At 53.7% G+C, this 12,384-nt stretch carries 12 protein-coding genes; 2 read left to right on the top strand and 10 right to left on the bottom strand.

The window, feature by feature from the left end:
• Nucleotides 1-110: 110 nt before the first annotated feature.
• From N8E88_RS25090 to moaA, 5 genes are all read right to left on the bottom strand, one after another.
• Entirely contained in the window at nucleotides 111-902 is a 792-nt protein-coding gene (locus N8E88_RS25090) for an ABC transporter substrate-binding protein (protein WP_262292956.1), read from the bottom strand.
• A gap of 227 nt (nucleotides 903-1,129) precedes the next feature.
• The gene (gene mobB, locus N8E88_RS25095; protein WP_262292957.1) at nucleotides 1,130-1,648 is read right to left on the bottom strand and encodes a molybdopterin-guanine dinucleotide biosynthesis protein B; all 519 of its coding nucleotides are present in this window, start codon (nucleotides 1,646-1,648) and stop codon (nucleotides 1,130-1,132) included.
• Nucleotides 1,645-2,277 (bottom strand): molybdenum cofactor guanylyltransferase MobA, encoded by a 633-nt coding sequence (gene mobA, locus N8E88_RS25100; protein ID WP_410010613.1) that lies wholly within the window; start codon nucleotides 2,275-2,277, stop codon nucleotides 1,645-1,647. Before mobA ends, mobB begins: the two co-directional genes overlap by 4 nt.
• A gap of 2 nt (nucleotides 2,278-2,279) precedes the next feature.
• Nucleotides 2,280-3,200: a DMT family transporter gene (locus N8E88_RS25105; RefSeq protein WP_262292958.1), complete on the bottom strand. Its 921-nt coding sequence runs from the start codon at nucleotides 3,198-3,200 to the stop codon at nucleotides 2,280-2,282.
• 114 nt (nucleotides 3,201-3,314) lie between these two features.
• Nucleotides 3,315-4,304, bottom strand: a complete 990-nt coding sequence (gene moaA / locus N8E88_RS25110) for a GTP 3',8-cyclase MoaA (RefSeq protein ID WP_262295618.1) — start codon at nucleotides 4,302-4,304, stop codon at nucleotides 3,315-3,317.
• A 295-nt stretch (nucleotides 4,305-4,599) separates the two neighbouring features.
• Here moaA and N8E88_RS25115 point away from each other — a divergent pair, with 295 nt between their 5' ends.
• Entirely contained in the window at nucleotides 4,600-4,980 is a 381-nt protein-coding gene (locus tag N8E88_RS25115) for a gamma-butyrobetaine hydroxylase family protein (protein WP_262292959.1), read from the top strand.
• Nucleotides 4,981-5,512: 532 nt separating this feature from the next.
• Nucleotides 5,513-7,435, top strand: coding sequence for a L,D-transpeptidase family protein (locus N8E88_RS25120; protein WP_262292960.1), 1,923 nt, complete (start codon nucleotides 5,513-5,515; stop codon nucleotides 7,433-7,435).
• Between the two features lie 173 nt (nucleotides 7,436-7,608).
• Here the strand turns inward: N8E88_RS25120 and N8E88_RS25125 are convergent, their stop codons facing one another.
• The 5 genes from N8E88_RS25125 to N8E88_RS25145 all read right to left on the bottom strand — a co-directional run bounded on the left by N8E88_RS25125 (nucleotide 7,609) and on the right by N8E88_RS25145 (nucleotide 12,276).
• The gene (locus N8E88_RS25125) at nucleotides 7,609-8,346 is read right to left on the bottom strand and encodes a proteasome-type protease (protein WP_112528526.1); all 738 of its coding nucleotides are present in this window, start codon (nucleotides 8,344-8,346) and stop codon (nucleotides 7,609-7,611) included.
• A gap of 30 nt (nucleotides 8,347-8,376) precedes the next feature.
• Nucleotides 8,377-9,174, bottom strand: coding sequence for a transglutaminase family protein (locus N8E88_RS25130; protein WP_262292961.1), 798 nt, complete (start codon nucleotides 9,172-9,174; stop codon nucleotides 8,377-8,379).
• Between the two features lie 5 nt (nucleotides 9,175-9,179).
• A complete protein-coding gene (locus N8E88_RS25135) occupies nucleotides 9,180-10,121 on the bottom strand; it encodes an alpha-E domain-containing protein (RefSeq protein ID WP_262292962.1) in 942 nt (313 codons plus the stop codon).
• Between the two features lie 69 nt (nucleotides 10,122-10,190).
• Complete coding sequence (locus N8E88_RS25140) at nucleotides 10,191-11,603, bottom strand: circularly permuted type 2 ATP-grasp protein (RefSeq protein ID WP_262292963.1); 1,413 nt, start codon at nucleotides 11,601-11,603, stop codon at nucleotides 10,191-10,193.
• A gap of 220 nt (nucleotides 11,604-11,823) precedes the next feature.
• A complete protein-coding gene (locus N8E88_RS25145; protein WP_410010701.1) occupies nucleotides 11,824-12,276 on the bottom strand; it encodes a BA14K family protein in 453 nt (150 codons plus the stop codon).
• Between the last annotated feature and the right edge of the window lie 108 nt (nucleotides 12,277-12,384).

Below are 12,384 nucleotides of genomic sequence, written 5' to 3' on the forward strand. Positions count from 1 at the left end.
GCGGGCTGTTCCCCATGGCTCTTTTTCTAAGCCCGCCCGTCATTTTTATTCGAAGTCGTGGATGGCGGGTACCCGCCATCCACATTTCATATCAAGTCAGTGCGTTTGGCTCAATCCTCGCCGCCGTAAACGTCGATCTTGAAGTATTTGTCGTTGATTTCCTTGTACTTTCCGTTCGCACGGATCGCCGCAATGGCCGTGGTGAATTTGTCGGCCAGCGCTGTATTGCCCTTCTTGACCGTCACGCCGGCACCTGGACCATGGATCGCGGGATCAGGCGTAATCGTGCCAAGGAGCTTGCAGCATGAGCCGGCGTCACTATCGAGCCACTGGCCCAGAACAACGACGTCGTCCATAACGGCATCGATACGGCCATTGCTGATATCAAGTTTATATTCATCTGAAGTCGGATACATCTTGATATCCGAGCCGCTATACTTGGCTTGGGCGTAGTTCGAATGACTGGTCGACCCTTGTACACCCAGAGTTTTACCCTTCAGGGATTCTGGTGTGATGTCCTTGATGTCCGAATCCTTCGGGACGGCAATTGCCGGTGGCGTGTTGTAGTACTTCTTCGAGAAGTCGACTTTTTCCAGGCGTTCGGGTGTAATCGACATGGATGCAATGATCGCATCGAACTTGCCTGCCTGTAGGGCGGGGATCATGCCATCCCAATCCTGGGATACCCAAGTGCATTCGGCCTTCATTTCCGTGCAAAGCGCATTGCCGATATCGATGTCGAAACCCTCGAGCTTGCCGTCGGGCGTAAGATTGTTGAAGGGCGGATAGGCTCCTTCGGACGCGATTGTGAGTTTCAGTGCGTCCTGCGCGTGTGCCGCGCCCATGGAAAAGGCTAGAGCTGCAGCGGAAATCGCGAGTACGAGACGCTTAGTGGTACGCATTTATTTGAACCTCTCTTTTATAACCCGGCTGTTCCCCTATTTTTTTGGACAGCCTTCCGGGTAAGGTCGCAGTTATGTTACTGCTCCTGAAATGGATATTCCCACTAGTTTTCTTTGAATTGCAACCGGGAATCGTGCCTCGCTAAACGAATCTGATGGTCAAAATCACATAATTATTTTGGGCATAATACTTTTGTTGCGCACGCATTAGGTGAAAACGTTATTTTCTAACGCCCCTGTCGGGAAAGCCCTGTTTCGCGTTCGATCAAATCGGCCAAGGCGGCAATATCGTCAAGTTCGTAGACGGGCACTTTTTCGTCCAAAATGGGGTAATCGCTGGCGATTGCAACGATGCTTGGATCGCCTGTCGTCAATCGTTCCCCTGACCGGCCTTCGGTACGGCGGGTTTCGATCTTCTTGTGCCCCTCGCGCTTGTAACCTTCTACCAGGATAACGTCACAGGGCGCGAAACGGGCAATGATATCAGCCAGCGCCGGCTCGCTTTCACTCACCAGCTCATGCATCAACGCCCAGCGACGATCCGAGACGATCGCCACCTCGCCGGCGCCTGCCTTGCGGTGACGAAAGGAGTCAGTGCCCTCCTTGTCGATATCGAAATCGTGATGGGCATGCTTCACGGTCGAAACCTTCCAGCCCCGGCGGGTCAATTCGCCGACGAGTTTGACGGTCAGCGTGGTCTTTCCCGAGTTCTTCCAGCCGGTTATCCCGAATATGCGAGGCGTCATGGTATGGCACTCCACCGCTGCCGGGCTTCGGCAATATCTTCAGGTGTATTGATGTTGAAGAACGGGTCGAGAGACGCCCCGGATTGCGTTGTCATGATCGGGAATTCCGCAATCTTGTGCGGATGGCCCTCGATCCAGGCAACGACACGGCGGTTCTTTTCGTTGCTCAACCAACGGCGAAGATCGCTCTTCAGGAAAACTGGCCAGAGGCCGAAAACCGGGTGCAGCCTGTTTCCAGAAGCTGCAACTCCGATGTGTCCTCGAGGAGCATCTGCGACAGCTTGGCGCAATGTATCAACAAGATTGTCGGGAAAGAATGGCGTGTCCGTCGCCACTGTGACAATGTGAGTGAACGGCAGCGCCTGATTGTTTGCCCACTCCATCGCAGCCAGAACTCCGGCAAGGGGACCAGCAAACCCGTCAATGTCGTCGGGGATCACGGGAGCCGGCAAATCCGAAAATAGCATCGGCTCGTTATTGCTGTTCAAAGCCACCGGTTCGATTTGACGCGACAAACGCGCATAGACGTGATCGATCACGCGCCGGTCGCCAAACGGCAGCAATGCCTTGTCAACTCCGTCCATCCTTCGCGATTGACCGCCAGCCAGTATTATACCCGCAATTCTCACGCCTATACTCCATCAGGTGACGTCGTCGCCGCCGTTGTGGTTGCGACCGGCTTCAACCGGCCGACGATGCGCTCACGGTAAAGTGTATAAAGCCCGCTGCCAATCACGACGATGGAGCCGATGATCATGGGGACATCCGGCAGATCGCCAAAAAACAGATAACCGAGCAATATTGCCCAGATCAGACTGGTGTAGCGAAATGGAGCTACGAAGGCAATTTCGCCTTCTCGCATGGCTAGAATGATGAAGTGATACGCGACCATGACGCAGCAGGCCGCAAGTGTCAGCAGCAAGATGTTTGTCAGTGACATTGGTGTCCATCCGCCCAGCGGACCGATCATGCCTATCCCGGCAAGTCCCACACCTATCGAGGTTAGCGCGGAGATCATCAGTACCGGGATGGTCCTTGGGACCTTGCGCGTCGCGAGATCACGCATTGAGGCAAAAATTACCGTGATGACGATCAGAAGAATGTATGGACTGACACCTTCATGGCTTGGCCGGACGATTATCAGTACGCCGATAAAGCCGACAATGATCGCAATCCAACGCCGCCAACCAACCGGCTCACCGAAAAACAATGCAGCTCCAAGGGTCACCACCAAGGGCAGGGCCTGCAGAATTGCCGACGTCAATGCGAGAGGTACGTGAACCAGAGCGACAAGAAACGTAACCGTGCCGACCACTTCGCCGATGATCCGCAACACGGTCATCTTGTGAAGCGCCTCACGCAAGGGAACCAGCATTCCCTTGTGCCAGGCGAGAGCAAGGATAAGTACGGTCGAGATCGAGCTGCGTACGAGCATGACCTGGCCCATATTCAGGTCTTCCGCAACGAATTTGACCGTCGCATCGTTGAACGTGAAACTGGCCATGCCGATGGCCATGAAAAGACTGCCACGCAAATTGGGAGATAGCGCCAAGATGGTCGATTCCGAATGAGAAAGCGATTCTCCTCCAGAATCGCTTCATTAGATATATCAATCTGTGCTGATCAGTGCATCTGGAATGTTCTGGCGAGGTTAGAGCCCTAGGCTTTAACCTCCTGTGACGCTCATGTGGCGGGAGACAGCAGGGCGATTGTGACGGCGGTCGATGATGAAATCATGGCCCTTCGGCTTGCGGCCAATTGCTTCGTCAATAGCGTCGTTCAGAAGTTCATTACTTTCTGACGCACGCAATGGTTCGCGCAGGTCAGCAGCGTCTTCCTGTCCAAGGCACATGTAAAGCGTGCCGGTGCAGGTCAGACGTACCCGGTTGCAGCTCTCGCAGAAATTATGTGTCATCGGTGTGATGAATCCGACACGTCCGCCAGTTTCCTCGATCTCGACATAGCGGGCAGGACCGCCGGTCTTGTAGGCGATGTCGTTCAAGGTGAACTCTTCGCTGAGTTTGGTACGAAGCAGCGACAGCGGCAGGTACTGGTCTGTACGATCGAGTTCGATTTCACCCATTGGCATCGTTTCGATCAGCGTCAAATCCATGCCGCGCCCATGGGCCCAGCGAATCATCTCCGGAATCTCTTGATCGTTGAAGCCTTTAAGAGCAACTGCATTCAGCTTGACCTTGATGCCTGCCTTTTGCGCAGCGTCGAGACCTTCCATAACCCGGTTGAAGTCACCCCAGCGGGTAATGGCCCGGAATTTATCAGGATCCAGCGTATCTAGCGATACATTGATGCGCTTGACGCCATGGCCGGCCAGCTCGGGCGCAAAGCGTGCGAGCTGCGAGCCGTTCGTGGTGAGAGTCAACTCTTCCAGCGCACCGGACTGCAGGTGCCGCGAAAGCTCGCCGATCAGGTGCATGATATTCTTGCGAACCAGCGGCTCGCCGCCGGTAAGACGCAGTTTTTTCACGCCCTTCTCTATGAATGCCGTGCAAAGCCGATCCAGCTCCTCGAGCGTCAGCAGATCCTTCTTCGGCAGGAATGTCATGTGTTCCGACATGCAATAGGTGCAGCGGAAATCGCAGCGGTCCGTCACCGATACGCGCAAATAGGTGATCGTTCGCCCGAAAGGGTCGATCATGGGGGCCTGATGTGCCGTTGTGTCGAGCAATGCTACGTGGTCCAAGAGCTTCCTCCTATGATAGAGATAGGGTGCCGGCTTCCAATTGTCCAGCGGTCGGACAAGACAACCGCTGAGGCTTTTGCACGCAGTTTTATTCACCCCTGCGTTCGTTGCCGACCGCGTCCAACAAAGTGGAGAATTGACCGTTCGCAAGCGAAACAGTCTGCACAGTGCCAGCCGTGTATTGGAAAAGACGGACTTGCGGGGATCGATCCTTGTTCTTACAGAAGAGGGAGCACGAGGAGCGTTCGCGATGACTGATGCCTGGCCCAAAGAACTGCGCGTAAGCAAAGACCGCCGATCGCTTACGATCGTCTTCGACAATGGGGAAAGCTATGTGCTTACGGCGGAGCTTTTACGGGTCGCGTCACCTTCGGCGGAAGTACAAGGGCACTCGCCCGAACAGCGCCAGACAGTGCCGGGCAAAATAAATGTCGAGATTGCCAAGATGGAACCCGTTGGAAATTATGCTGTGCGCATCATTTTTGACGATATGCACGATACTGGCCTGTTCAGTTGGGACTATTTGATCGATCTTGGGCGTAACAAGGATACACGCTGGCAGGCCTATCTCGACGAACTTGCCGAAAAGGGTTTAAGCCGCGAACCGTTCACGCCGCGGCGAGTGACTTGAATTACTTCAAGACAATGCCATGCGAATGCAGCCCGCGCGATCCCAGAACCACAGGTTGCAGGAAATGAAACGGATCTACTGCAGTAGGCGATCCGATGGCTATTTGTCGGCTTGGCGTTCGCGTTGACCCGTAAGAAATATTCTCTTGATAAGTGTATCCTGCGCATTTGCGGGTGGCATTGAAGAATTCATTCCAAGAACTGCCAAAAACAACAGCGACATGCTGAAAAACTTGTTCACAATGCTCTCCAATTCGATGCAGTGGGTCGCTTCTTCTGGAATATTATTGCGATTTTTGGGAATGAACCGGATTGCTCAACTATTTATGTGATGAATTAACATGAAGGTGTGGGTGAACTGGGATAAATGTGTCAAAACCAGCACACAGCTCAAAATTGTGCCGCGACGGGTTAATATTTGGGGGCGGGGCATTGTTAAAAGAATCTAAATACGATGCGGTCAAACTGGCTACACACCTCATCAATGGCTCACGTCCATCCGTGGGCAACACAGTTCCAGCTGGGCACGCATCATGAATTCCCGTTCCAAGAAAAATGCAATCTTACTGGCCGCGATGTTGTCGGCGACAGCCATCCCGATGTCGCCGGCATCGGCAGCCAATAACCTGATGGAACTGCTGTTCGGCAATCGCCGCGTCGAGTCGCGTCCTGTCGACCAAACACATCAGGTCCATCCTGGCAGGCTGCAGGATGCGAACGTGCGGCGTCCAACCGTCCCTATCAAGCGTGTGGTCGTCACAGCGCCGACAAACTATGACTACAAGCCCGAAGGGTTGGTTCAGATCGATTTTTCAAAAGTGGATCCGCAGATCACGGCTTCAGCCGATCATGGCACGGATATCTCGCCATCAATGGCGATGGATGAATTTGGTCTGAAGATCGACCATCTGAAGGCTGCTCACGTTCTGGCAGAAAAGGAAATCTCTGACGCGATCGTTTCATATTATGCCACGAAGCAGCGACCGATCTGGACGGCTTCCTATGATGTGACACGACAGGCCAAGGCAGTCGTGGCGCTTTTTGCAAAGGCTGCCGACGATGGTCTTGATCCACAAGACTATGCAGTTACGGTGCCGAGTGACGATTATGACCGTGCCAACATTCCAGCGCGGTTAAAGGAGCTTGCAGATTTCGAGTTGTCGATGTCGGCACGAGCGCTGCGCTACGCCATGGATCAGGGTGAGGGCCGCATCAATCCAAACCGCCTCAGCGGGTTCCATGACTTTGCTATGGGTCGGATCAAGCCGCGCGAAGTGATCGAACAGCTCGCTTCGTCGAACGATCCCGCTGCGACGCTTGCTGCTTTCGAACCACAGAATAAATGGTATACCGAGCTCAAAGAAAATCTGCGCGAACTCGGTGATACGAATGAGCCGACTGTGAGCATTGCTCCCGGCACAATGATCCGCCCGGGTGACACAAGCGCTGAACTTCGCAATGTCGTAGCGCTGATCCGGGCGAAAGCGCCGCAGGACTATTTGGCAACGCACAAGATTGTGTTGGCCGCACACGAAAACAGCTATGTCTATGACGAGAGTCTCGTCGAAGCCATCAAGGATTTTCAGAAGGCGCAGGGGCGCAAGGCCGACGGTATAATCGGCAGCAGCACCATCAAGTCGCTTCAAACTGAAACAATTCTGTCCAAGCGGAACCGTATTCTTTATTCCATGGAGCGGCTGCGCTGGCTGCCGCATGATTTTGGCAAGCGCTATGTCTTCATCAATCAGCCTGCGTACCGGGCCCAGTACTTCAACGACAACACAGAAAAACTGGCGATGAACATCGTGGTTGGATCACCCACGAACCAGACCTATTTCTTTGACGATACGATCGAGACTGTTGTCTTCAACCCATCCTGGGGAGTGCCGCGCTCGATCATTCTCAACGAGATGATGCCGAAAATACTCAGCAATCCGTCCTATCTCGAAAACAGTGGATACGAGGTCTATGACAAGACGGGTCGCGTGGTTCCGTCGAGCTCGATCAATTGGTATCAGGTTGCTTCAAATGGCGGCGGTGTTGGCATTCGCCAGAAGCCGAGCCTCGATAATGCTCTTGGTGAATTGAAGATCCTCTTCCCGAACAGTCACGACATCTACATGCACGACACGCCGGCCAAGTCTTATTTCAAACGGGACATGCGGGCATTGAGCCATGGCTGTATCCGCCTGGAGCGTCCACGTGACATGGCCGCAGCAGTGCTCGGCGTTCCGGTCGAAGATCTGAAACAATACTTCGGCAAGAACGAACGCAGCGTGAAGGTGAAGGACCAGTTGCCGGTCTACGTATCCTATTTCACAGCGTGGCCGGATGCGACGACAGGCGAGATCAGGTATTACGACGACATCTACGAACGTGACGCTTATCTGGAAAAGGCCTTCGTCAAGACGCGGGCAATGCGACAGGCAACAAGTGTCCAGACCGCGAAGCTATAAAGGCAGCGCCACTAGTGGTCCGATTCTAACATTTGCATCCCCCTATACCAATCGCTCACAAATGTTAGAATCGAAAAGACCACTAGCAAATTCAACGTGCTAGTGGAGCTTTGGATTTGACATTCGCCTGAGAGACCGATGTCACGCGGGATGCGAATGTCAAATCCGCTCCACTAGTCGTTTTTGATTTCGAAAGGTGGCAGACTCTGGAATGCAAGTTTCAAGGCCTGCGACCAGCCATCCGAAATCATTTCATAATAAGGATCATGGCGTTCGATACGTTTTTCGAAACCTAGCTTGAGACTGTCCGACTCGTAAAACTGCAAGTCCAGCGGCAGGCCAACTGACAGATTGGATTTCAACGTCGAATCGAAAGAAACCAGCAACAGCTTCGTCGCTTCCTCGAAAGTCAGCGCGGGGTCATAGGACCGCACGATAATCGGCTTTCCATACTTGTGCTCACCGATCTGGAAGAAGGGTGTGTCCGGCGTCGCTTCAATGAAATTCCCCTCAGGATAAATCAGGAAAAGCCGCGGATCGCCGCCTTTGATCTGACCTCCAAGGATAATCGAGGCGCCGAATGAATCGGCGCGTTGCCCGCCGGAATCCACCTCGTCGATGACATGTCTTATTGTATCGCCAACGAGCCTTGCCGTCTGGAACATCGATGGCATTTCGTAAATCGACGGCGACCGTTCGGATGGCTCCTTGGTGCGTTCATTCAGGATGCTGATGACCGCTTGGGTCGTTGCCAGGTTACCAGAAGAAACCAGCGTGATAACACGATCGCCCGTTTTGGCCCACGTATACATTTTCTTGAATGTGGAAATATTGTCGACACCAGCATTTGTTCTGGTGTCAGACATGAACACAAGGCCGCGGTCCAGTTTGAGCCCCACGCAGTAAGTCATAACGAATCCCGAATCCCGATAGCAGAGCGATTACTGCTCTACATTGACCTCTACGGCAAGCGATTCAATGCCCGGTCCAAAGCGTATACCGGAAACTGGCGCCGCTTCGCGGTAGTCGAGGCCACAAGCCAGACGCACATAGGTTTCATTTGGACATATATCGTTGGCCGCGTCGAATCCCACCCATCCCAGTCCTTCTATATGTGCCTCTGCCCACGCGTGGCTTGCCGTCTGTTCAATCGTGTTGTTCAGCATGAGATAGCCGGACACGTAACGGGCGGGAATGTTGAGCAACCGTGCGGTAGAAATGAAAACATGGGTGTGGTCCTGGCAGACGCCTTTGCCGTTGAGAAACGCTTCCTCGGCCGTCGTGCTGATGTTGGTAATGCCTGGTGTGTAGACCATTTTCTGATGCAATAGTGCCATCAGTTCGTGCATGATTGCCAGTTTGTCGGTCTTGGCCGGCAAGCTTGCTGCCAGTTCGCGGATCGAGTCACCCGGTTTGGTCAGGTCCGTTTCACGCTCGTAGAGCCATATCGGCATGAAATTATAGACCTTGCCGAGAACGCCTGTGCGATCCTCGGTTTCGACGTGGCCTTCAGCGCGTATGACGAGTTCTTCGATGTCGCGATCAAGCCGTATCAGCATGGTGCGATTGCCATAGCCGTCACGGTAGTTCGCTTCCTGTGTCGCCCCCTCTATCTTGAGTGCCCAGTCGATGACTTTCTGGCCCGGGCTGCTCTGTGGATGCATACGCAATCGCAGCACCGAATAATGAACCGGAGTGTCGTAACGATAGCGGGAATTGTGCTGGATGTTCAAAAGCATGATCTTCAATCGAAATTGTAGGCGTGAGCAATCTTGCTGCTCAAGCTGTTCGTTTGATAAATGAGATCGCTCAGGAATTCGTGTAGTCCGTTGTCAAAAATGGTGCGGATCTCATTGTTCTCTAGCCGCGTCATAATACTCTCGGACATGTCATGGCATTCGTGCCGCTTGCCGTAGTCGAGGGCAAGGTATTTCAGATTATCCACGATATTGGAGTAGCAGAAGTTCAGGGACCGGGGCATGCGTGAATTCAATATCAGATAATCCGCAATGTTCACGGGATTGTATTCGACATCATAGACCCAGCGATAGGAGCGGTGTGCGGAGACGGATCGCAGGATCGATTCCCATTGGAAGTTGTCGAGGGTCGTTCCAACATATGAAATCGAGGGAAGCAGCACGTAATATTTGACGTCTAGTATGCGCGCGGTGTTGTCCGCCCGCTCGATGAAAGTGCCAATGCGTGCGAAATTGAAAATCTCGTTGCGCAGCATCGTTCCATGAAAAGCACCGCGGATAATCGCCGTTTCACGCTTGATCTGATCGAGAACACGCGGGAGGTCGGTTTCAGGGATATTCGATGCCAGTGTCGATTTGAGTACCATCCAGGTCTCGTTGACGCTTTCCCAAGCCTCACGCGTAAGCGCAGTGCGCACCATACGTGCATTGGATCGTGCGGTTTCAACACAAGCCATGACGCTCGAGGGATTACTCAGATCACGCAACAGGAAATCGGAGACAAGGCTCGCATTGTACTCCTTGTATTTGCTGTCATAGCCGATCTTTACTCCCGCGCTCATCAATACGGAGGACCATTCCTCTGGGGCGTCGGATGTTTTCGTCAGTGCCATTCGCAACCCGGCATCGATGAGCCGTGCCATATTCTCTGCCCGCTCAATATAACGGAACATCCAGTAGAGACCATTTGCGGTGCGGCCAAGAAGCATTTTCTAGTCGTATCCTTTTTGTCGTTCTGGAACCGTCTTGAGCGATTCTTATTTCCCCTCACAACAAGTCTAGTCGTCCAGCACCCAGGTATCCTTCGTACCTCCACCTTGACTGGAATTGACCACGAGCGAGCCCTCTTTCAATGCGACACGCGTCAGACCGCCAGGTGTGATGCGGATGCGGTCAGACACGAGCACGAAGGGCCGCAAATCCACGTGGCGCGGCGCCAAACCTTTTTCGGTCATGATCGGCGTTGTCGAAAGCGCAAGCGTTGGTTGTGCGATGTAGTTTTTCGGGTTGGCCTTCAGTTTAAGAGCGAAGGCTTCGCATTCCTTCTTGGAAGCCGCCGGACCGACCAGCATCCCGTATCCGCCGGAGCCGTGAACTTCCTTGACCACCAGATCAGAAAGGTTTTCGAGCACATATTTGAGCGTGTCCGGTTCCGAGCAGCGATGCGTCGGCACATTTTCCAAGATCGCCTTGCGTCCTGTGTAGAATTCAACGATCTCCGGCATATAGGAGTAGAGCGCCTTGTCGTCGGCAATCCCCGTGCCGGGCGCGTTGGCGATAGTGATGTTCCCCGAGCGATAGACATCCATGATCCCGGCAACGCCGAGCGCTGAATCGCGGCGGAAGGTGAGGGGATCAAGGAAAGAGTCGTCGACTCGTCGGTAGAGTACATCGATGGCGCGGTTGCCTTCTGTCGTCCGCATGACGACCTTGCCATTCTCAATCTTGAGGTCGCTGCCTTCGACGAGCTCCACACCCATCTGATCGGCGAGAAAGGCGTGTTCGAAGTAGGCGGAGTTATAGATGCCTGGCGTCAGCACCGCGATGGTGGGCGTCCCCTTGCAGCCGGGCGGTGCGACTGCCGCCAATGATTGCCGTAGCAGCTTGGGGTATGTCTCGACGGGACGCACCTTGATCTGCTGGAACAGCTCTGGAAACAGCTGCATCATCGTTTCGCGGTTTTCCAGCATGTATGAAACGCCGGAAGGTGTGCGCGCATTGTCTTCCAGGACATAGAACTGGTTCTCTTCCGTCCTTACGATATCAACGCCGATGATATGCGTGTAGACGTTTCCCGGTGGCCTAAACCCCACCATTTCCGGCAGATAGGCATCATTGTGGGTGAAAAGTTCACGCGGAATGCGGCCGGCGCGGATAATCTCCTGGCGGTGATAGATATCATCGAGAAACGCGTTGAGCGCCATGACGCGCTGCTCGATGCCCTGTGATAGCCGGCGCCATTCATTGCCGGTGATGATGCGGGGAATTATATCGAATGGGATGAGCCGTTCGGCAGCTTCCTCGTCGCCATAGACTGCAAATGTAATCCCGGTCTTGCGAAAAACGTTCTCGGCATCAAGCGACTTTTGAGCCAACCGCTCCGGATTCTGCGTATCGAGCCAGCATTTTAGCTGTTCATATGGCGGGCGTACTTCTCCGCCTGTTTTGATCATCTCATCAAATGGCTTCACTCAAACCCCCTTCATGTAAGCGTATTCAAGCGGGTTCGGCGGAAAATGCAAGCACATTTCAATGTTGAGGAATGACTCCGGAAGCACGGCTCAAAAATTAGGCAGCTACAGTGCGATAGAGGCAGGCGCAACGCGATTTTCGTCTAATACGTGAGCTGGTATTCAAAACAAAGGGCCCGCCTACCACTGGTAAACGGGCCCTGGAATCATGTCGTCAGGTTTAGTATGGCGATACGCATTGGCGACGTGGGCCGTAGTTGGGCTGATATGTATTGTCATAGGCCCTGTACGACCGGTAACGGTTGTAGCACCACTGCGTATGCGCACTGCCGGCGCGATAGACCGGGCGAGGTGCAATAGCGCTGCCGACTATGACGCCCGTGCCAAAAGCCGCCAGTGGGAACCAGGCTCCGTTATAATATCGATAGCCGGGACGGCGATAATTATAGCCGCGGTATCCTCCGTACCGATACCGGTCGCCACGATAGTAGCGACCTCCACGATAGTAGCGATTGCCGTTCCAGTTCCGGCCGCCGCGATAATGCCGTCGGTATTGCACTTGCTCGATGTTGGCGCTCGTGGTTTCGATACTCAACGGCGCAAGCGGCGCCGAAAAGGCGGGCATCGGACCGACCGAGGTCAGTCCCGCCGACATCGCAAGTGCGGCGAGCATTGAAGTTAGTTTCCTCAATTTTTCCTCCTGAAATCCCGGGACTGCGCCCGTTTTCAATGTAAGAGCAAAAAAAATTCGGATGGAAGGCTAATCCTCAGCCCGACATCT

It is taken from the genome of Phyllobacterium zundukense (assembly GCF_025452195.1).
In the GTDB taxonomy this organism is placed as follows: domain Bacteria; phylum Pseudomonadota; class Alphaproteobacteria; order Rhizobiales; family Rhizobiaceae; genus Phyllobacterium; species Phyllobacterium zundukense_A.